Origin of the sequence: Spiroplasma floricola 23-6 (genome assembly GCF_002813555.1) — a bacterium.
Lineage (GTDB): Bacteria > Bacillota_I > Bacilli_A > Mycoplasmatales > Mycoplasmataceae > Spiroplasma_A > Spiroplasma_A floricola.
The window spans coordinates 433,191-455,708 of record NZ_CP025057.1 but is presented as its reverse complement, the minus strand read 5'-3'; the positions used below and the strand labels follow the sequence as shown (position 1 = coordinate 455,708).

Here is a 22,518-nt window from a genome sequence, read left to right as displayed (position 1 = left end):
AAAAAATTACTATTACTATAATTTTTCTAAAATTTCAATTTCTAAAAACTCATTCAAATAATTAAAATGAACTATATTTTCTATTATTTTAACTTTTCGAAGCTCTTTTTGAATTTTAATTAAATATACTCCTTTTGCTAAAGTTATATTAAAATCTTGAATTAAATACTTGTTTTTTCCAACTTTTTTTAAACTAACAGTTAAATTCTCACCTAAAATTTGTTTGACTTTATCAATATTTCCTAATGATATGTTTTCTCTAATTAATGTTGATGAAATTCCCACAACTCTTTCAAATACTATAATATTTGATTTTCCAAAATAATTTTGAAGAAAATTTATATCTCCCTCATTTTTAAAGCCAAATCTAAAATCACTACCAACAACTATTTTCTTTACACTTAATTTAGTTTTTAAAAAATCACAAAACTCTTCTGGTGATTTTTTAATAATTTCATTATTTACTTGAATTTCAAATAAAAAATCTGGATTATATTTCTTTTCAATTAAATTATACTTATGTTCTTTTGATTGAAAGTTATTTGACTTTTTATTAAGAAAATCTGATATTTTTTCTGAAAAAGTAATTATTGATGAAGTTGATTTTTCTAATTTTGAAATATTTTTAGTCTCTAAAATAATTTTTTTATGCATTTTATGAATTCCTTCAAAAAACCCAATACATATTATATTATTGGTAATATTAAAATCAAACATCTCTTCCTTATTTAGAAATGTTTTAATTTTAATCATAATAGCCGTTCCTTTCAGCTTCTGTTAATTGTTCTAAAGGAATTTCATCTCACAATCCCCTTTGACATTTATATAGATCATGTGCAATATGTTTATAAATTGCAATAACAGTTTTTTGATCATCTATGATAAAAACTATAGGATAATTAATTCCTGTTAATGTAATAGTCTTTCCTTGCTTAATATCTCTTACTCTATGGTATTCAACAATAGGATGTTCATTTATCATTAAAGAATCATACATATTAATTAAATCTGAGAACTCAATTTCCTCAATAGTTTTTGCATTTTCAAGTAAAAAACCTCCAGAACTAACTCGTTCAAGTTGTGAAACAGTTGCAATAGTTTCTAAATCTTTTGCAATATCAGAAACTAAACTTCTAATATAAGTTCCTTTGCTTGATCTAACTTTCAACTTTATTGTTCCAAGTTTTTGATTGAATTCTATTAATTCGCATTCCTTTATCGTAACTTTTCTTGGTTTTATAACTACTTCTTGATTTTTTCTTGCATATTCATATAGTTTTTTACCATCAACTTTGACAGCTGAATACACTGGTGGATATTGATCATATATATATCCGTTATATTTTTTTATAATTTCTTTAACTAATGATTTTGAAATTTTTTTATAAGTTTCTTCTTCAACAATATTTCCAGTAATATCTTGTGAGTCAGTTTGAACAAATAACTTCATTGTTACAACATAGCTTTTATCGCTGCTTAAAAGATAATTGGAAATCTTAGTCGCTTGATTTACTAAAATAACCATTAAGCCCGTTGCTAATGGATCTAAAGTTCCTGCATGACCTATTTTATCTATACCTAATTTTTTTTTAATTTTTTGAATTAAGTCATTTGATGTTATGTTTTGTGGTTTATTAATTAAGAAAATTCCTGACTTATTTGCCATCATAACAACCTCCAGTTTCTTGCTTATAATATTATACAACTGCTTTAACTCTTACCTAGTAATTTTTTTAAAAAATGTGTTATAATATAAATACTATGAGAGAAGATTGGTGAAGTTATGCGAATTAAATCAGATTTCGTTAAAGAAATAGAAGCGGAATTTAAAATTATTTTAGAAAAAGAAAATTTAGGTGGTGGAGCTAATCCTGCAAGTAATTTAAGCATTAAAATGTTTTATTTAACAAAACATCAATTCAAATCTTATGATGAATTTGATCAAGCTGTTGTTACAGAGATTGCAAATACACTTCAGTCTTTAGAAGATATAATTGTAAAAAAGGCATTATCATATCAAGCACTTGCCAAAGAAGCATATAATGAAAATATTGATCCTCAAAAATGAATAGATTATGCTCAAAAAGAAGCTCAAGCATTAAGTTTTGAAATGTACAGTGAAAAAGAAATTAAATATTTAAGACATTTCCATATAGTTTGACTAACATGAGTTTATTGTGATGAAGAACTTAAAAAATTAAGAATTAAAGCAAGTCGTGATAAATATCATGAAATTGGAAAAATTGAAAAAGACTACATTAAAAAGAGAACTGATGTTCTATTAAATAATAAATACAATAATGATAATTACTATTAATTATCATTTTTTATTATTCATTGCTTTGAATCAATTTTATCAATTGTTTGGATAATTAATAAAACTAATTCTTCAATTTTATAATTTGATACAAATGGATATTTTTTATCAAAATAGGGTTGCAAATATTTTAATTTTAAACTATATTTGGTCAACCATTCATTTGCAATTTGATTTAATTCACTCATTGCTTCTCTTTGTTTTGTAGTTTTAATTTCTGATTTCAAATCTGAATTTAATTTTACATATAGTTCATTTGATTTCACAGTTAATCATTTTTGAAACATTGGTCAATTAGAAATTCCAGTTTTTATTACAGGAGATATTATGTATCTTTGTCTTTCATTTTTGAATTTTTCTCACGATACTAATGATAAGCCATTTTCATTAGATAGATTATTTTGAATATAAGTTTTATGATCAAGTAAATTTGTATCAAATAGTTTAATTTCTGATAAATAATTTACAGGTAGTTTAAAATTTGAATTGGTATTTATAGAATATCTAGATATTCCTTCAAATATTTCTTCATATTTGAAATCAAATTCACTAAAATAATATGTATTTTTTGATTCTAATTTTAAAAAGATAAAATTTGTAAGATCTAAAAAGCTTACATTTTTTTTAATTCATTTTCTAAAGTTTTCAGTTTTCATAAATTGTTCAATATTTAAATCTATTTCTTTTTCATTATATTTTTTTAAAATGAATTTTTCTAATGTTTTTGATATATATTCATAAAATCATCTTAATAATAGATAATCAATATCATAAGAATAATTAAATTCTCCATTCATTATGTAATTTATAATTCTTTTTAATGAAATTAATAGTCCAGAGCTTAGTTTATTTGCATTTTTAAAATCTGAAGTTAAATTTAAAATTAAATCTTCTTGAATTCTACCATTTCTATTAACCTTACAAATTAATTTTTCTTTTGTTTTTTTTGCACTAATAGGAATAATTCTAAAATTTATAGTTTTATTTCTAAAGTTAAAAATTAAATTCAAATAGTTTTTATTTATATGAATTTCAGGAATTTCTTTATACTTTTTAGAAATTTCTAGTATTAAATTATTAAATTTATTAAAATCAAATGTTGATTTTGTAATAAATTTTATGGCACAAATTTCTAAATTGAAATTGTTATGTGTTTCCTTATAAGAATTATATGAAAAATCCCCTACTTTTTTTAAATAAATTCTATTTTCAGAAAATAGAGTTTTTAGCTCATTAAAATAAAAATTTATTTTCTTAAAAATTTCTTTATTTTCAGAAGTTAATTTTTTCACAGTAATATTAAATTTTCATATATCTTTATTTAATTTCATAATAATCCTATTCTACTTCAAAATTAAAATATTGTAAAAATATTAAGAATAATCCATTCTCTTTATCAGTTGGATATATAGTTTTTGAATAAATTTGAATATCTAAATTATCATATTTTTGATTTTCTTTTTTGATTGAAATATTTGAAGATCCTATTGTATTTTTTAAATATGCAATAGAATCATATCAAAAATAGATATTTTCCTTTAGATATTCACTTTTATTTGCAATAAAATTCTTTGAATATTCTAAATATTGACTTAAAAAATCTTTTGTACTTGAATAACTTTTAGCAAAAACCCATTTTAAGTTCTTCAGTTTAAAGGAGTTATAAAATTTTGATATCTTTTTAGGTCTTTTATAATATAAGTTTTTTGAATCCAAAATATTATCAACACTTTTTTTATTTAAAAAATAATAATTAAATGAGAAATCAAGTCATTTTTGTAGATTAATATTTTTTATCAAACTATATTGAATATCTGACATTATAAATAATTTTAAAATAAGTAACTCTTTTTTTGTTAGAGTTTTTCTAAATTTTTTTGATATATTATAAAATAGAATTTGAAGCTTTTTTATTAAAAGATTATTTAAGGTTCTAAATTTTTTTAAATATTCTAAAGTAAAACTTCTTTTGTACATTTTTTTACTACAAATTAATAATGGATATTCACTATGTTTAATAACAGTTCTAATTAATATAGAAAACCCTAACTGTTCTTCTTTGTAAAATTCAATTTTTAATGAGTCTTTAAAAATAGTTGGTTCTGTTAAACTAGAATTTATAGTTTTCTTTTCATTTCATATAATTTTCACATCCTCAGAAATGTTATAAAGTTCTACAAGAATGTTATAAATTTTTTCATTTGTTTTACAAATTAAACAGTTATCTATATGATTTTCTGTTTCAATCTCATTTTCATATAGATTATAAGTACTATTTTTAACATATTTAACTGCTAATAAATCAATATTTAATATTTTTTCAAATTTATATATTTGTCCTGTAGCATATGAACCATGGGTTTTAATTTGAACCAAATCTTTGAGTTTTCTTTTAATAAAATTTATATTTTTATTAATAAAGATTTTTAAATCTTTATCAATGGAATTGGTCTGAATTTGATTATTAATTTTTTTTAAATCAGATGTAATCATTTTACTAAAATTTTCTTTCATAATTTAAACCTCTTTTTCATAATTTAGACAACTTAATAGAAACAATGGAACTGTTTCTGCTCTCATTATATTATCACCCAAATTAACCATAATATATCCCATAGATTTTAGTTTAACTATCTCATCAGAGGATATTCCTCCTTCTGGGCCAATTACTATATTTACTGTTTTAAATTTCTTTTTAAATTCATTTTTAATAAAATTATTTTTTTCCTCTTCTCAACAAACTAAATTTAAATCTGCTTTATATTTAGTTAACTGAGATAAATCTTTAACTATATTCATTATTTCGGGAATACTATTTCTTTTTGATTGTTTTGCAGCACTAGAACAAATTGACTCTCATCTATTAATTTTACTTTCTTGTTTTTTAGGATCAATTTTCACTACATTTCTTTTAAACTCAACAGGAATAATAGTGTCCACTCCCAATTCAGTGGCTTTTTGAAGAACAAAATCTCATTTTTGTTCTCGAATTAAACCAATAATTAAATTTACTTTATATTTTTTTTGTGAGAAGTTAATTTTTGAAATTATTTTAGCTAAACATGAGTTTTCTAAAATATCACTAATAGTACATAAATACTTTTGATTTTCATATACACATATAATTTGTTCGTTAATTTTTAACTTTATTACATTTTTGATGTGATGAAAATCTTCATTTTCAATTTCAAAAACATTAGAATTAATTTTTTTTAAAAAGAAACTATTCATAAATATTCTCCAATTCTTTATATATTATAATATAATATTAGATGAGGTGAATATATATTGAATTCTACACAAATGTTTGTTTAGAAGGAGAAATTAACCGATGAAGAAAACTGATGAGAATAGTCAGGAATCTAATTTGATCACTAACTTTGATCAAATAGATATTGACTATGAAATCAGCAAACTTAACAAAACAAACAAACGCGCAAGGTTTAAGAGTGAGACTCTAAAAATAACTCTTGTCAGTTTGTTACTAAGTATGTCCACAGCTGTTAGTATGATAAATGTCATTATTCCTCTAGTGATAACTGGAGTAAACGTGGGATTTGTCTTAAAATACTTTGTTATTGCTATAAGCTTTCAAGTGGTAGGTATATACTGGGGTATGATAATAGGTTTGTTAGATGGTTTACTACAATTTCTAATCTGAGGTATGAGTCCATTATTTAGATTCACATCTGGAATAGGATTAGCAATTTGAGTAGTACTGTTTTGATTAATGTACGATAAGATTTTTCGAGTTTATAGTAAAGAGCGTTCTTTAAATAGAAATTTATCTCTTATATTCTCAGGACTCTTAGTATTTATTTTTGGACCATTAAGTTCAGCATTTCTAAGTTTTATAAGAATGTATATTGAATTTGGAACAGTATACGGATTTATACAATTTATAAATTCTTGACTGGCCTTTATGGTGTTTGATTTATTTGCAATTGTTTTATTCACTCTCACAACTAATAGAATTCAATTATTAACTGAAAAATTGCTAATTAAATAAAAAAATCTGCATATTTTGCAGATTTTTTTATTTAATTTCTTTTAAAATTTCTTCAATTTTATTAGCATTTTCTAAAGTTTTATCATATTCAAATGTTAATTCAGGAACATTTCTCATTTCAACTTTACTTGCTAAAATCATTCTAATTTCTTTTAAATTTTCATTAATTTCAGCTTGAACAGCTTTTTGGTCTGCTGATGAATCCAAAAATGAATAAAACACTTTAGCATGACTCATATCATTTGTTAATCTTACTTCATGAATTGTTAATGAATTTAAATATTCACAATCAGGAAATTCTCTTTGTAAAATTAGATTTAACTCTCTTAAAATAGTTGACTGATTTCTTTCAATTTTAATATCCTTTGCCATAACTATTTCACCTCTTCTATCCTATATGCTTCTATAATATCATTTTCTTTCAAATCATTAAAGTTTTTAATTGTAAGTCCGCACTCTGCGCCTTCTTTTGCTTCTTTAATATCATCTTTTTTATTTTTTAATGATGATAATTCTCCAGTATAAACAACTATTCCATCACGTAAAACATGTACTTTAGAAGCACGCGGTATTACTCCACTCATGACTCTACATCCTGCAATTGTTCCCACTTGTGAATGTTTAAATAATTGTCTTACTTCAGCTTCTCCAAGTGATTTTTCTTCAAAAACAGGATCAAGCATACCTGTTGCAGCTTCTGCAATTTCTTCAATTAATTTATAAATGATATTGTGAAGTCTTATATCAACTCCATCCTCTTCTGCTTTTTGTCTAACTTGTGCAGTTGGTCTAACATTGAATCCATAAATTAAAGCATCAGATGCTAACGCTAATGTAACATCACTTATTGAAATTGCACCCACAGTTGCTCTAATAACATTAATTTTTACACCTTCAATATTAATTTTTAGCATTGAGTTTCTAACAGCTTCAACAGTTCCTTGTGTATCTGCTTTTAAAATAATATTAATTGATTTTAGTTCACCAGACTCAATTTTATGTTTAATTGAATCTAAAGTAAATGTTTGATTTTTTTGTCTTGCTTCATTTTGTTGCTTTTCAAATTGAGCTTTAGCAATATCTCTTGCCATTTTTTCTTCAACAACAACAATAAATTTATCTCCTGCTTTTGGAACTTCATTTAAACCTATAACAACAGCTGGCTGTCCTGGTAAAACTTCTTTTAATTTAGTTTTATTTTCATTTTCTAAATCTTTAACAGTCCCAAAAGTTCCCCCAGCAATAAGTATATCTCTCATTCTTAAAGTTCCTTCTTGAACAAGAATTGTAGATATTGGACCTCTATTTTTGTCTAGTTTTGCTTCAATAACTGTTCCACGAGCAAATTTATTAGGATTTGCTTTTAGATCTTTAAGTTCTGAGATCAATAAAATTGTTTCTAATAAGTTATCTAAACCAATTTTTGATTTTGCAGAACCTTCAATAAATGGAATATCTCCACCATACTCTTCTGCTACAATACCATAATTCATTAATTCCATTTTTACTTTACTTGGATCTGCTCCAGGTTTATCTGTTTTGTTTACAAATACTATAATTGGCACATCTGCTGCTTTTGCATGGTCAATAGCTTCTTCTGTTTGAGGCATAACTCCATCATCTGCTGCAACAACTAAAATTACAATATCTGTTACTTCACTTCCTCTTGCTCTCATTTCTGTAAATGCTTCGTGACCAGGAGTATCAATAAAAGTTATTTTATTATTTTTAATTGTTGTTTGATAAGCTCCAATATGTTGAGTGATCCCACCAAATTCACCATCTGTAACATTTGCATTTCTTATTGAATCTAATAAAGTAGTTTTACCATGATCAACATGTCCCATAATTGTAACAATTGGGGGTTTTTCTTTTAAATCCTTTGGATCATCTTTTTCATTAAAAGTTTCAAAAATATTTTCTTTTGTAACTGATGTTTCTTTTTTAAAGTCATAACCAAACTCTATACACAATTCCCCCATTTGTTCTTCTGAAAGAATTTGATTTTGTGTCACCATTGAGCCATTTATGAAAAATCACTTTACAATTTCTGCAGGACCTTTATTTAATTTTTTAGCAAAATCTGCTATAGATAATGGTTCTGTGTAAACAAAAACTCCATCAATCAACCCTGTTTCAGTCGTTTGTTTTAATTGATTTTTTAAATTAGCACTATGTGCTTTGGATTTGTTTTTGGCTTGTATTTTATTGTTATTACTATCTGCTTTAATTTTTTTTGCCATAACTACATCTCCCTTCTTATTCAATTTTATTTAGAAGTAACTTTACAAAATTTTCATCACTAACACCAACACTTTTGATATTAGTTTTTCCAATTGCCTTACTTAACTTTTCAGAGTCAAATAAGTTATTAATAATTTTTACATTATAGAAATTAGCTTTATCATTAATTTTTTTTAATTGAGATTTTCCCATATCAGAAGTTGTAAATATAATTTTAACTTTTTGACTTTTAATTTGATCAAAAAGTTTACTTCCATATATCAATTTACCAGTAGATGAAATTATTCCTAATGAACCTAATATTTTATCCAAATCTAATCCCAATTTAATTTTACCTCATCTATAAGTTTTTCATAAAATTCATTATTTAAAGTGGTTTTTAAATTTCTTTCTAAAGCTTTAGTTTTTTTAACTCTTTCAACAGCTTCTAATGTTGGTCTTATATAAGCTCCTCTACCATTAGCTTTTTTAGTATTATCAATAAAAACTTCACCATTCTTATTTTTAACAATTCTTATTAATTCTATTTTAGGATACATCTTATTAGATGCAGCATCTTTTCTAAGATTTATGTCTTTTGCCATTTTTAAAAATTAATTTTGGTAATATGAATCATAATCTTCATCATTTCCAATACTCTCTTCATATTCAAAAGTATTATCATCATTTAGACTTTCAAATGCTGCAATTGATGCTTGAATTTCATCAATTGATTTGTCTTGTTCTACAAATACAATTTCTTCTTCTGATTCTTTTTTAGGAACAATATCTTCTTTTACATTATTTTTTAAAGTTTTTTCTCTTCTTTTATTAACTTTACTTAAAAATTCTGGATTATTTAGTTCTTTTTCACTAATATTTCCATTTCATAAAATTTCAATTTCTTTTTCTTTCGCACTGTCAAGTGAGAAAATATTTATTTTCATATTTACAAGATTTGCAACTAATCTAGCTGCCATTCCTTTTTTCCCAATTGCCAATGATAATTGCTCATTTGGAACAACTATAAAACATTCATTATTGCTTTCATTAATATCAATACTAATTACTTTAACAGGTGCTAACGAATTCATTACAAAAGTTTTTGTATCTTCATTTCATAAAACTACATCTATTTTTTCACCATTTAATTCTTTAGTAATATTTTTAATTCTACTTCCTAAAGCTCCAACACAACTTCCAATTGGATCGATTCCTTCTTCATGTGAGAAAACAGCTATTTTAGCTCTATGTCCTGGCTCTCGTGCAACTGATTTAACTTCAACTATTCCTTCCAAAATTTCAGGAACTTCTGTTTCCATTAATCTTGATAAAAATTCAGGATGAATTCTTGAAGCTTGAATTTGTGAGTGTTTATTATCTTTTGAAACCTCTTCAATATAAAAGCAGATTCTTTGATCAATTTCAAAATTTTCTCCTGGAATCATTTTTTTATTTCAAATTGGAATAATTGAACCGTTAACATCAACTAAATAACTAGTTTCAGTAATATCTTTTACAAATCCACCAACAATTTCATGATTTTTTGACAAGAATTCTTGATAAATTTTATTTTTTTCACCTTCACGAATTTTTTGTTTAATAATTTGTCCAACTTGCATTACTGCTAATTTAGAAAATTCCATTGTAAATTCTACTGGTTCATAAACATTATCTCCAATAGAAACGTTGTCTCCATATTTTTCTTTCGCTGCATTTAAACCTATTTCTAATCATTCATCTTCAATTTTTTGAACAACTGATAATTCTTTAAATACTTTAATTTGTCCTGTATTTTGATCAATATCTACTCTAACAATAGCTTCTGGATCAAAGAATTTTTCATAAGCTTTTTGAAAACCTTCTCTAATTCCTTCTAAAATAATTTCTTTATCAATTTTTTTATCTTGTACGATTTCATAAATAGCATCTAATAATTGTGCACCATCTATCATGGTTTTTTATCCTCCTGTTTAACTTTAATAACATGTCAATTTTATTTAATAAATAGAAAAGAAGACTTGCGCCTTCTTTTAATTAAATATGACAATTTAATTATAACTAATTTTTAATAAAATATGAGATTTATTTAAAATTAATCAAAACTTTAAGTAAACTATTAATACTGTTAAATTTAAAAAATTAATATTTTTTTATTTATTACTTATAAAATTCATTTATATAATAATTTGCAAAAATTCAATTTGAATTTTTATCTCAATTAATTGATCAAGTCATAAGACCTTTTAAATAGATATCTTTATCAACTAAATATTGAGTTGCATCTTTAATATCATCTTTTTGAATTTGACCATTTGCTGCTGCATCTTCATTTGATGGTAAACCTCATAATAATTTATCTGCATCTATTTGATAAAAATTATCTTTACCTTCTACAATATATTTTGCAATAAGATATAAAAATTCTGATTTTAATTCATTATTATTTTGAGGTAATCAATAAATATTTAATCCAAGTTCTTGTCTATCTTCTTCTTGAACATTAATTCCATCACCTGCTTGATTATAAAACTGTGGATTTATGTAATCATAGTATCCTTCTAATTTCTCTAAATATGTAATATAACTTGCTCCAATTTTATTTACTTTTAAATATGGGAATTCTGGAGCCATTGAAATAATGAATTCTCTATTTTTTTTGGCTAAGGTTTCTTTAACCTCAATTAAAGCTTGGGGAATAACATTTTGATTATCTGCTGCATCAATTGCACTTTGTTCTAAATCAATATCTACTCCATCAAAACCAAATCTATCAACCAATCTTAAAATTTCAGCTACAAATTCGTCTTTTTGATTTTCATATAAATTTATATGAGCATCTGCTCCACCAAGAGAAAGAACAACTTTTTTTCCTTTTTTATGTAATTGTTCTATTTCATTTGCAAAAAAATCATCTTTTTGGTCTTGATTCATTTCTGGGTGTGTGGCTACTAAGGGAATAAAAGTAGGAATTTGTCCATCTCCATAAGATTTAAAAAATGATACTTGAATAACATCATATTGATCTGGAACTTGTGTTAAATCAATATATTTCGCATTGCCTCCTTGATATCCTGTTGCGTCATCAAAGTTATGTCAATAACCAATCAAAATTTGATTATCTTTCATTTGAGTATATGAATTTGCTTTTTCAACAAAAACAGACGCACTAGTTCCTGTCATTCCAGCAGATGCTATAAGTGATAATAATATTTTCATTATTTTATCCTTTCTTTCGCAAGCCCACCCAACCTCCAAACTTAATATATATTTAATTTTTTTAAATAAAAAGCAAACTTTTTAAAGTTTGCCTTTTGCTATTAACAAATAGTTGTCTCGGAAATACTTTAAAAATTAATAATATAATTTGTTATTATTGTTATTAATAATTAAATACTAACGATTCATGTAATTTTAACATTTGCTCTGTTGAAGTGAAATGATCAACAATTTGTAAGGCAAACTGTAATGCTCCTCCAATTGAACTTCCTGTAATGATATTTTTATCAGCAATTGCTGACATGTGAGGTTTTTTAATAGCTTTATCTAAATATTGTGTACATCCTGGGTAATGAGTAACTTCAATTCCATTTACAAGTTCTAATTTACCTAAAATTTGAGGTGCTGCACAAATAGCTGCAACAACTTTATTTTCTTTAGCATGTTTTTCAATTGCACTCATTAATACATCATTTTCTTTTAAATGTTCTACTCCAACTAATCCACCAGGTAATATTAAACAATCATATTTTGAAAAATCAATTTCACTAATTAATTTATCAGCTTTTATTTCTATATTTCAAGATCCCTTTACTTGTTTAGAGTCACTTATTGAAACAATATCTACAATTGGAAAGCTTCCATTAAATAATTTTTCTGCTCTCCTTAAAACATCAACTGTTGCTACAACTTCTGTATCTTCAAAACCATTAGCAACAAAAATAGCTACATTTGCCATATTTATCCCTCTTTTCTTTTTATTATTATACTCCTATTTTTTAGTTATAATAAATTTAGGTGATTTTAATGCTTTCAATTAAAGAAATAATAAGTTTTTCACGAATATTTAGAAAAGATAAAAATAAAGATATTTTTAAAGAAAATTATTCTTCAAAATTAATACATAATCAAAAAATATTGGATATGAACATAAGAACAATTAGAAATCCTTCAAATAAATTTAGTTCTTTAATATTTAAAGAAAAATTTTCTAGCGAAAATGGTTTTAAGCTTGTTTATTCTAAGGGTTTTAACTCTTTTGGTTTCAAAGAGCAAGTTGATGTAGTATTTTGTGATATTAAAAATAAAGTAATAGAAACTTATTCTAACTTTAGTCCTAATAAAATGACAAAATATCACAATAAGGCAATTGCAATTTATGTTTTAGCAAATAATATGAATAAATTTTTAAATATAAAACAAAAAGATATTTTAAAAACAATAAAATAAACTCACCTTTAAAAATATAATTTTTTTATTATTTATATAAAATTTAAGAATTTAAAAAATTCTCTTTATAGCACTTTATATGCTTGGAGAATTTTTATTTTGTTTCTAAATTACTAGCATTCTTAACTGCCTCTTCTTTAATTTTTGTTCAGAAATTAACAGCTAATATTTTATCTACAGCTCTAATTGAAACATGCAATTTATCATAATAAAAATGATTTTTATTATATTTTAGACATATATGACCAATAGTTATCCCCATAAAATCATAGCCATTTTCAATTAATTCTTTAGCAGTTTTATCTTTAAATTCTGAATTACCATAATTTTGATACATTAACTCTTTTATTGTTTCAATTCCTGGATTCATTCATGTAGTTAATAAATAATTTCTTAGTCTATCGATTTTTATTTTGCCCTTGTCACCTTGTGTTAGTCAATAATTAATAATTTTTTTTTCAAAAAAAGATGAGAAATTTTGTACACCTTCTGTTAAAGAAGGGAAAAATATTTGAAAAGGTTCTAGTTCTCCTTCTATTTCAAAGTGAGCTAATAATCAAGGTTCAGGAAAATTTACTACTCCTATTTGATCAGAACTTAACTGATATACTTTTTCACTCATTTTAAGACTTCCTTCATAATTAAATAAATTATAACATATTTGTAAAAATTTTTATTTCATTAATACTGATGGTGATTCGCTTCTTATTTTTCTTGTTGTAATTGCAATTGAGATAAAAAATGCACCAAATACAAGTAAAATAGCAACAATTGGAGTTCACCATGTTAATCCAAAAGGAATTGAACCTAATTGACGACTTATAATATTAAATCCAATTGCTATTACAGCAAAATTAGTAAATACTCCTAAAATATAGAATATAAAAGAAAGAATTGTTACAGTTCCAAATGTATAGTTAATAATTTTTCAATTTGAATATCCCAAGGATTTCATAACAATCATAAATTTTTTATATTGATTTACATATAAATCATTAATTAAAGTAACAGTTAAAATCATAATAATTATGAGTAACGTAATTGCAACTGTTGTCATACTCAAAATTATTACGGATAATTGATTTATAAGTGCCTTTTGTTGACTTAATAATTTTGTACTTTGAATTTCCAAAGTACTTGCACCATAATTTGCTCCATTTAATGTATCTGAACCATATTTTTGACTTCTACTAAATGAAGCTTGTGTTGTTATAAAATGAGGTTCTTCAGAATTTGAAAGAACACCAGTATATCAAATATTAGGACGAATACTTTTTTCAAAATCGTTGCTTCCATAAACTAATTCATTTTTTGTTAGATTTTCAGCTCTACTATAGTATTCAATAGGATTAATATAATCATAAGTATTAATTTTTACATCATTGTATGTATAATTGTCAATAGGTTTTGTTAAATCTTCATATTGCAAATTAAATGGAATATATTTAGAGATATTATAACCACTCAAGATATTAACAATATCTTGATCTGCAATTATAATTGAACTTCCATATACACCAATTGAATCAATTTTATTAAATTTAATAGATTTAATATTATTTCCTTGTAATCAATTCATATTTACAATTCCAAAAGTTATTGGACCATTATTATCTCTTAAGCTTCTTGAAAAATAATTATCATATCCACTTGTAATATTTTGAACAGGAGAGCCAGATAAATTTCTTAACTCTCTTTCATATTTCCCAGAATTATCAAAGTAAAGAGAATAAGGTTTTATTGCAAAATACTCATCTGTTATATTTGGATTTACTTTTTTTCAAGCTTCTTTAGTAACTTTTGGAACGTCTTTTTCTGCAATATTATCTTTTCATCACTTAGATGAATCTACATTACCATTTTGTTTTAAATTTTCAAAATCACTTTTATAGAAATTAGGAATAAACATTACAATATTGTCAAAAGAATAATATGGTCTTATTTCTAAATTTAACTCTTCTTTATTTTCTCTAATAACTGAAGTTAAATTATAAAAACCATAGGAATTATCCATAAGTTTTATATTATCTCCATATTCTTGCTCATTGATTAAATTAAATCCAGTTTGATCAAATATTGGAGCATACGTAAATTTACTTGTTGATAAAGAATCAATTTCTATATAACCTCTATTTTCACTATCTTTTTTTTGAATTTTATTGTATCTCATTCAATCACCATCATCGTACATTCACGCTTGGTTTGGTATATTTAACATACCATTTCTTAAAACTAATCTAGTTTTATTAATTAAAGGATTTGATAAATTATCTCAATTATTTTTTAAAATGAAATCAGTTTGATCATTTGCTACAACTGGTATAGTAATTTCTTTATTTTGCGAATTATAAATTGTTTTAATATCTAATTCTTCTTCACTTGAAATATGCTTATCATTTAAAACTTTTTCTAAAATTTCAGCTTGATAATCATCAATAAATAATTTGTCATTTATTTTATCAGAAATCTTATATGCATTTTGGGTTTTTTGTAAGCCTGTAATATTTAATTCCAAATTATCTTTTGTTAATAGTTGGAGATTTGTAAATAAATTATCAACACCTGGTATATATTTATTTATCTGTCATCCAAATAAAAAATTATTAAGTCTATTTTCTGATTTTGTAACATATTGTTTAATATAAGCTGGAGTTTAAGAAATAATAATCTCTATAATTTGTTCTTTTCACTCACCCTCAGTTGTTGCAGAGCCATTAATAAAACTAGACAATAATTGAGGTAATCCATTTGTTAAAAGTTCTGATAGATTATCAATTTTTTTAATTCTCTTTAAAGTTCCTTCATTACTTCCTATTGGATCCTTAAATTCAGGTAAATTAGAATGAATTAATCACTCCAATATTTTCTGTATGTCTGCAATTGAAATTCCTTTACCAACTAATTGATTTATATTATTTCCAAGTATACTTGCAATAATTGAAATTACTGAATTTTGTTCTTGATATAAATCATTATATTGTTCTTCTGTTGAATCATAAATTGAATCATAAACTCATTTTGCACTTAATTGTTGATTAGAATTTTCTGAAAGTAGAATTTGAGGAATAGCTGAAGCATCTGGTATAGGTGCAAAATCTGTTATATTTTTAGATATACTGTTAATTCCAGAGCCAAAAATAGATTTACTATCCATTAAGTTTTTTTCATATTCTCCAATTTCTTAGTAGGAGATAAAGAAGTTTTTGCCAAAGGTGCATTACCAATTAACTCCCTATTTTCATAATAATTTGAATAAAGAACATTTTTATAATAACTACCTACAATATTTTGAACAAGCCCTGGAATAGTTAAACCAAAAGAAACTAAGAATCCAGCTACATACACAGTTGTTGCTGAAAGAATAGTTTTGGAAAATCCTGAAACTGCAAGTTCAAGACTAAATCTTGTTGAAAAAGATCTATTTTTAACAGCTGAGTTTTTTAATTGATTTAATCAATTATTCTTTTTATTTTTTTCTAACTTATTAATTATCTCTAATGTTGGTTTTTTTATTAATATAAAAGCTGTTAAAAAAGAAACTACACATAATAGTATTCCAAAAATTAAAATAGAAATAACAATTGCTATTGGACTAAAAAAGACTATACTGGAGCGACCACCAACAAATTCTATAAATACTTTTGCTATAACTTCTTGAACAATTGAACCCATAATTCAAGCAAAAGGAATTACAAATAAAGTAACAATTATTCCATATGATAAGTATGATCAAGAAATATCTGAAGTTCTTGCTCCCATTGCCTTTAGTATACCAATTTCTCCAGAATTTAGCTCTACAGTTTTTTTAATAGCAATAACTGTAGCTGATATTACTATTAAACAAATTACAATACAAAAAATTATAGAAAAAATTTTAAAACCATAAATTATCTGAGGTGCTATAAGTCAATTCAATTTTAAATTACTTGAAGAAAAAACTTTGTAATTATCTATTATATTAATATCATTGAATTTAGTTTTTCCAGATAAAAATGAGTAAGAATTATATACTTCAATGGTATTTGAAAATGAATATGCTTTAAACTTATTAAGATCATTTTCCATATTTTGTATATCTCATTGATTTTCATAAGTCAAAAAAGAATAAACAGTTTTTGTTGTAGATTTGTTTAAATTTGATGTTACTATTTTAGCTAAGTTATTTTGATTGGCATAAACAATCGCATTTTTTTTACTATTTGGAAGTGGGTTTGTAATATTTGCAATTGGATAATATGTTAGTGGATCTGATGCAAAACCAGAAATAACAAAGTCACTTCCCCCAATTTTTATATTTTCCCCTATTTTGTATTTATTTGCCTTTGCAAATTGTGTATTGATAAGAATCTCACTTGTGGTTCTAGGTAAATTACCTTCATATAAAGTAATTAAATCTTTTCATTGATTTTCTACATCAACAATTCTGTAAGTAATTTCAGAGATATTATCAGTATATTCAATTTCAGCTCTAACTTTGTAATCAAAACTTGTTATTTTTGCAAGTAATTCTTTTTTTATAAAGTACCCTTTTATCCTATTTATTTGATCATAAGTATAGTTTTCATAATAATCTAGATCATCAAAATTAGATGAATCACCAAGTTCTTTTTCAATACTTGTAAATTCAACATGTTTTAAATAATTTGTACTAAAAGTTTTGTCCACATTAATGACTTTATTATTTTTTTTAGTAACAACAAGTTGAGTAAGACTTCCTCTCATTCCTTTTTCATAAACTTCATTTTTAGTTTTTAAATATTCATTATCACTATATTTTAAAGAAAAATCAATACTATTATTTCAAGGTGTATTATTTTTATTTACTATAAATTCTTTTTTAGTTTCGATATCTCCAAATTCTTCAACTTCAGGGTTAAAACCAAATATTCATGTAAAAATAGTAACTCCAAAACTTTTTAAATTCTGAGTTAATTTTGGTTTTCCATTTGGTCCTGGTTCAATATTTTCTTTTTCGATAAAATTAAAACCTATCTTATTATCCTTATTTAATTCATTAAAAGATTTAACTACATCTTCTCTTTCTTTTCTTTCTGACTTATTTGATTCAATAATTGCTTGATTAATTCAATATGCTGGATATTCTGTTGTAGCTCTAATTATTTGTCTCAAATATGATTCAAGAGAAAAATATAAATATCTATTATAAATATCATTGTCTCCATTATCAGATATATTTATTATATTTTCATTATTTTGATCATATTCATATTTTGCCATATTCATTTTAAAATTTTCTCTAGTTATAAAACCTTTATTTTTAAGTTCATAAAATAAAGTATTTTTAATATAATTTGGAGTTTTTTCGTTATCTAAAAATAAATCTTCCAAATAATTTTGTTTCAGTGTCTCAATAGTATAAGTATAAAAAGTACTAATAACCTTTTTATTTTGATTAGCCACACTGTTTTTTAAATAGGAAGAAGAAGTAGCATCTGATAAAAAGTTAATATCACTATAAGGATCTCAAAGAATTAAATCTTTTATTGGATCATAGTTGTATTCAAAAATGCTAAATCAATATTCAGAGTCTAAAATCATTAGAAGAAATGCTTCTTGAACTTTAGGATCTTTAAAAGTTTTGGTTAAAAAAGTCTCTTGATTATAATTACTTAAATTACTTTCTGGAAAGAAACTTAAATTATAATTTATTTCAAGAGCTCTATTATTTAAACTAGATAAATCATTTGAATCTATTGAGTATATAAATTGACTATTCATTATATCCATAGGAGCAATGATATCTGTTGTCATATCATCTGATGAATTAATATCCACTACTTTTTGATTAACATAATTAAATGACTCCATTTTTGACATGGTATTATTATAGTCATCACTAATTCTTTTTGTTGATGATAAAGTAGCACTTAAAATAAAAGTAGCTAAAAAAGTTAAAATAATAATAACAATGAATTGTATTTTAACTTTCATAATACCTTTTATTCCTTGTTTTAAATATAAAAATATAGATTTTTTCATTATTTTATCCACCAACTAATTTAAATATATTATTGTTTTTTTTTTTTTTTTCAAGACTAAATCTTTTTGAAAAGAAAAGTAAAAACATTTTAGTAACCTAGAAAAGTAAAAACATTTTAGTAAACTAGAAAAGTAAAAACATTTTAGTGTCTAAAAAAGTTTTTATTAAAAATAAGAATATAATAGTTATATTGGGGGATAAAATGAAAAAATTATTAAGTCTATTTTCAATTTTGAGTATAACAGGATCAACTTTTACTGTTGCATCTTGTAGTATGGTAAATTATAAAGTTCAATCAATAAAAAATAAGGTTAATAATTTAGTTCAAGTTTCTTCAACTCTTTTAAGAGGAAGTATAATACAAAATGCAAGTCAAAATTCAAATAGTGGTCTTGCTTATGATTCAAATTACTTAAACTCACTTATTCTTAATTCAAAATCTAATAACCTTATACCGAATTTCAAAACAGATGCTCAAACAACAATGAAAAATTTAAATGAGACATATTTTGGAAGCCAAGATTTAAATAGAGATTCAATAAATAATTTAAATAAAGATTTTTTAACAAATAATGTTAAATCACCTACAAGTTCATTAGATAGTTTCTCTTCCAATTTTATATTATTTTCTAGTGTGTTGAAAACAAATGGTGGAATTCATCCAAGTATTTCAGGTTTAATACAAGGTTTATTGCCTACATTAAATCTAAAAAATACTCTAGCAGAAACACTAAATAGTGAATCATTAAAATCAATTGCAAATTTAATTCAAAAAACTAATGAACCGTTATCAGAAACTCTTGGTTTTCTACAACAATCAAATATTTTCTATGCAGTATTAAAAAATTTCTTTAATTCTGACTTTGAAAATTCAAGAAAAGAAAATGATACAGAAAATATTGAAAAATGAGTTAAACAATTTATAAGTGAAGTAAAGTTAAACGGTTTAGATACATTATTGGAAGAACTCGTTAATAAAATACTTACACAAGATAAAAGTGAAGATGTTTTAACAGGACAGATGATTATTAACTCTTCATTAAATCGCTTTCATAATATTTTAGCAAGAGTTACAAAACAAGAGAATAAAGTTATTAATTCTTCAAAGCTTTATGATACTTTAAGTAAAAATTTTGATAAAGATTTAGGAGATTTAATGGGAGATTTTCTAAAGGGTTTAAATCTAAATTTAAAAGCTTTTGATTTTAAAGCATTATTATTATCTATAATAAAGTCTCCTGAAAATATTAGCGATATTTTATTTATAATCTCAGGACTTTTAAAATATGTATCTTCCTTAGATTTTTCAGATTTTATTCCAGAAAATGATGATAAATTATTTGACTATACTAAGTCAAATGATAATTTTTTAAAAGAATTAAATAACAAAACTTTAAAAGATAACTCGTTTAAAATTAAAATGCTTTTTAAAAATCTGTCATTGATAACAAACGTAAAAACTAATGCAAATGGAAAACAACTTCAGAAATTATTTTATATGTTATTTAATTCTGGGAAAAAAGTCACTGAAATTGATGAAAATATTAACTTATTGACTTTAATAAACAAATTAAGTTCACCTATATTTGGTTCAAACTCAAAAAATAATTATTCTTCTTTATTATATGGTATAGGAAAAGGAATTGCCATTTGACAAGGTTGATCTTTTGTAGGTCTTGGAGCAGATCAAGTAGGAAATTTAATTAGATGAGTAATTGGAGATGGATTAGGATATAATTCAGATTTTAGTGGATTAAACAATGTATTAAATATTTTAAAAAGTTTAGGAATTGAAATTAATTTAAAAGTAAGTGAAAAAACAACATTACAATTAAAGCATTTATTTAATGCAATTTACGATGAAGACTCAACTATTTTTAAAGATTTAATTGGAAAGCAAATGAGTTTATACTCTATTTTTAATCAAAATATTGTTCTCTCTATGAAAATTTCAGATATTATTGATTTAATATATAAAAACATTGCTTCAAATGGAAATGAACAAAAAATAAATACAGATAAATTAAAAAATGGATTAAATATTTTATCTAATGAATTAGTTAAAGATAATTATACACTTTGATATAAGAATTCAAATAACTTTGTTCAATATAAAGAAAGTAGTATAAATAAACAAGGAAATTATAATGCTTTACAGGCTATGATAATCTCTTCTTCTAAAAATGGAATGTATTTAAAATTAGATAATTCTACTCCCATTAATGAAAATATTAAGGGAACAAAAGCAGCTATGTATGCTTTAGGAACAGACTATGATGAAAAAGGAAATCAAAAACCATTATTTAGAGATAAAAGTTTATTACTAGGATTGGAAAATATATTTGATGATCAAGTAACTATTGGGATTTTAGATGACCTTACAAGAGGCTTTCAAGAAATTATAAAAATAAATAATAATATATCTAACAGTATTTATAAAAAATTAATTGAAAATGCAAACTTTGAAACTAAAATAATAAGCAGTTCAAATATTGATACAGATAAAGAACAATCGATAACTTATAAAACAGTTTATACTAATCCTTTTAATGAAACAAAAACTAGCTATGAAATTAATTTAATTTTAAAAATTAATCAAGACTCATGACAAATTAATTCCATTAGAAGACTTTAAAAAACTAATAGTTTAGTTTTTTTTTTTTTTTTAAAAAAAAAAAAAAAAATGATATTTAAATATCACTAAATTATTATCTATTTTATTAAATTAAGAAAATAATAGCAAGAGTGGATCCTAAAATAGATATAGGAAGTAGAAATCACAATAATCATACATTAGAATTTCATTTTGATCCATAATCTCCTTTTTTATTTTTTTTCGGCTTAATTTTCTTAGGAGGAACTACTTTTATTTCAACAATCTTATCTTTAGCTTCAGGTGGTGCTTTTTTTCAACCATCTTGTTCTTTCATAGGTTTAATTTCTTCATGTTTTTCTTCAAATTTATGAGGAACTTTTTCTTTTGCCTTATTTAAATCTTCATCTATTACTTGTTTTTTTTCATTTTCTGCTAATAATGGATTATCTGATTCTGGAAGAATTTCAATTTCACCATTTGTTCTTCCAGATAAAGTATCAACAAAATGTTGAGCAACTTCCCTACTTGGAGTTGCAAAAGTTACTCCATTTCCAAAACTGTCATTTTGAAGTGAAACATAATGTAATCCTCCAGAGTTTTTAGAAAATTGTAATTGAATTTTTTGAAGTGAATATGAATCAAATGGTAAATATCTTATTTGTGTACTTGTGTCATTGTCCAAAATTTCTAAAGTAAATGTTCTTTTTGTTGTAATAAAAACAATTCCAACCATTTCATCATCGTATCTTTTAAAACTGGCTCAAAGTGCTGATAAAACTTGTTCATCTTCATCAAAATAAGTTTCTGTTTGGGATCAAACTTTTTCTAATATATCTTTGTAATTGGGCATTCAAATATAGCCTTGACTTGCAAGTTCTTCTCTTAATTGTGTACTTGTTTTCATATTTAAAAACCCACTTTCT

The 22,518-nt window shown here is 23.9% G+C and carries 21 protein-coding genes; 4 read left to right on the top strand and 17 right to left on the bottom strand.

Annotated elements, in window-relative coordinates; all coding sequences use genetic code 4:
• Positions 1–15: 15 nt before the first annotated feature.
• Entirely contained in the window at positions 16–753 is a 738-nt protein-coding gene (locus SFLOR_RS02130; protein ID WP_100916451.1) for a nucleotidyl transferase family protein, read from the bottom strand.
• A complete protein-coding gene (truB, locus tag SFLOR_RS02125; RefSeq protein ID WP_211282857.1) occupies positions 746–1,669 on the bottom strand; it encodes a tRNA pseudouridine(55) synthase TruB in 924 nt (307 codons plus the stop codon). The genes SFLOR_RS02130 and truB overlap by 8 nt, the downstream gene beginning before the upstream one ends.
• A 114-nt stretch (positions 1,670–1,783) precedes the next feature.
• Here truB and SFLOR_RS02120 point away from each other — a divergent pair, with 114 nt between their 5' ends.
• Entirely contained in the window at positions 1,784–2,317 is a 534-nt protein-coding gene (locus tag SFLOR_RS02120; protein WP_100916449.1) for a hypothetical protein, read from the top strand.
• Here the strand turns inward: SFLOR_RS02120 and SFLOR_RS02115 are convergent.
• The 3 genes from SFLOR_RS02115 to SFLOR_RS02105 are packed head-to-tail and all read right to left on the bottom strand — an operon-like array spanning position 2,314 to position 5,548.
• Entirely contained in the window at positions 2,314–3,648 is a 1,335-nt protein-coding gene (locus SFLOR_RS02115; RefSeq protein ID WP_100916448.1) for a hypothetical protein, read from the bottom strand. The two genes, SFLOR_RS02120 and SFLOR_RS02115, sit on opposite strands and share 4 nt — an antisense overlap.
• 7 nt (positions 3,649–3,655) lie before the next feature.
• Positions 3,656–4,831, bottom strand: a complete 1,176-nt coding sequence (locus SFLOR_RS02110; RefSeq protein WP_100916447.1) for a hypothetical protein — start codon at positions 4,829–4,831, stop codon at positions 3,656–3,658.
• Positions 4,832–4,834: 3 nt separating this feature from the next.
• Positions 4,835–5,548 carry an RsmE family RNA methyltransferase gene (locus SFLOR_RS02105; RefSeq protein ID WP_100916446.1) on the bottom strand — a complete coding sequence of 238 codons (714 nt, stop codon included), beginning with the start codon at positions 5,546–5,548 and terminating at the stop codon, positions 4,835–4,837.
• A gap of 259 nt (positions 5,549–5,807) precedes the next feature.
• Between SFLOR_RS02105 and SFLOR_RS02100 the strand changes: the two genes are divergently transcribed.
• Complete coding sequence (locus SFLOR_RS02100; protein WP_157806925.1) at positions 5,808–6,326, top strand: hypothetical protein; 519 nt, start codon at positions 5,808–5,810, stop codon at positions 6,324–6,326.
• Positions 6,327–6,353: 27 nt separating this feature from the next.
• On the opposite strand, the gene rbfA is transcribed toward SFLOR_RS02100, so the two are convergent.
• From rbfA to SFLOR_RS02065, 7 genes are all read right to left on the bottom strand, one after another.
• Complete coding sequence (gene rbfA, locus SFLOR_RS02095) at positions 6,354–6,698, bottom strand: 30S ribosome-binding factor RbfA (RefSeq protein ID WP_100916444.1); 345 nt, start codon at positions 6,696–6,698, stop codon at positions 6,354–6,356.
• A 2-nt stretch (positions 6,699–6,700) separates the two neighbouring features.
• Positions 6,701–8,569: a translation initiation factor IF-2 gene (gene infB, locus SFLOR_RS02090; protein ID WP_100916443.1), complete on the bottom strand. Its 1,869-nt coding sequence runs from the start codon at positions 8,567–8,569 to the stop codon at positions 6,701–6,703.
• A 16-nt stretch (positions 8,570–8,585) separates the two neighbouring features.
• Positions 8,586–8,882, bottom strand: a complete 297-nt coding sequence (locus SFLOR_RS02085) for a L7Ae/L30e/S12e/Gadd45 family ribosomal protein (protein WP_157806924.1) — start codon at positions 8,880–8,882, stop codon at positions 8,586–8,588.
• Between the two features lie 2 nt (positions 8,883–8,884).
• Positions 8,885–9,154, bottom strand: coding sequence for an RNase P modulator RnpM (rnpM, locus tag SFLOR_RS02080; RefSeq protein ID WP_100916441.1), 270 nt, complete (start codon positions 9,152–9,154; stop codon positions 8,885–8,887).
• Between the two features lie 9 nt (positions 9,155–9,163).
• Entirely contained in the window at positions 9,164–10,504 is a 1,341-nt protein-coding gene (gene nusA / locus SFLOR_RS02075) for a transcription termination factor NusA (RefSeq protein WP_100916440.1), read from the bottom strand.
• Positions 10,505–10,709: 205 nt separating this feature from the next.
• Positions 10,710–11,768: a glycosyl hydrolase family 18 protein gene (locus tag SFLOR_RS02070; protein ID WP_245858733.1), complete on the bottom strand. Its 1,059-nt coding sequence runs from the start codon at positions 11,766–11,768 to the stop codon at positions 10,710–10,712.
• Between the two features lie 163 nt (positions 11,769–11,931).
• Positions 11,932–12,507, bottom strand: a complete 576-nt coding sequence (locus tag SFLOR_RS02065; protein ID WP_100916439.1) for a DJ-1 family glyoxalase III — start codon at positions 12,505–12,507, stop codon at positions 11,932–11,934.
• A gap of 68 nt (positions 12,508–12,575) precedes the next feature.
• Here SFLOR_RS02065 and SFLOR_RS02060 point away from each other — a divergent pair, with 68 nt between their 5' ends.
• Positions 12,576–12,998 carry a hypothetical protein gene (locus SFLOR_RS02060; RefSeq protein ID WP_100916438.1) on the top strand — a complete coding sequence of 141 codons (423 nt, stop codon included), beginning with the start codon at positions 12,576–12,578 and terminating at the stop codon, positions 12,996–12,998.
• Positions 12,999–13,092: 94 nt separating this feature from the next.
• On the opposite strand, the gene SFLOR_RS02055 is transcribed toward SFLOR_RS02060, so the two are convergent.
• The 4 genes from SFLOR_RS02055 to SFLOR_RS02040 all read right to left on the bottom strand — a co-directional run bounded on the left by SFLOR_RS02055 (position 13,093) and on the right by SFLOR_RS02040 (position 18,998).
• Positions 13,093–13,620: a hypothetical protein gene (locus tag SFLOR_RS02055; RefSeq protein ID WP_100916437.1), complete on the bottom strand. Its 528-nt coding sequence runs from the start codon at positions 13,618–13,620 to the stop codon at positions 13,093–13,095.
• Positions 13,621–13,671: 51 nt separating this feature from the next.
• Entirely contained in the window at positions 13,672–15,513 is a 1,842-nt protein-coding gene (locus SFLOR_RS02050; RefSeq protein ID WP_100916436.1) for an ABC transporter permease, read from the bottom strand.
• A gap of 138 nt (positions 15,514–15,651) precedes the next feature.
• The gene (locus tag SFLOR_RS02045; protein ID WP_100916435.1) at positions 15,652–16,152 is read right to left on the bottom strand and encodes a hypothetical protein; all 501 of its coding nucleotides are present in this window, start codon (positions 16,150–16,152) and stop codon (positions 15,652–15,654) included.
• Complete coding sequence (locus tag SFLOR_RS02040; RefSeq protein WP_100916434.1) at positions 16,152–18,998, bottom strand: ABC transporter permease; 2,847 nt, start codon at positions 18,996–18,998, stop codon at positions 16,152–16,154. Before SFLOR_RS02040 ends, SFLOR_RS02045 begins: the two co-directional genes overlap by 1 nt.
• 203 nt (positions 18,999–19,201) lie before the next feature.
• Between SFLOR_RS02040 and SFLOR_RS02035 the strand changes: the two genes are divergently transcribed.
• Positions 19,202–21,634, top strand: coding sequence for a hypothetical protein (locus tag SFLOR_RS02035; protein WP_100916433.1), 2,433 nt, complete (start codon positions 19,202–19,204; stop codon positions 21,632–21,634).
• An 85-nt stretch (positions 21,635–21,719) separates the two neighbouring features.
• On the opposite strand, the gene SFLOR_RS02030 is transcribed toward SFLOR_RS02035, so the two are convergent.
• Positions 21,720–22,499 (bottom strand): hypothetical protein, encoded by a 780-nt coding sequence (locus SFLOR_RS02030; RefSeq protein ID WP_100916432.1) that lies wholly within the window; start codon positions 22,497–22,499, stop codon positions 21,720–21,722.
• Positions 22,500–22,518: the final 19 nt, after the last annotated feature.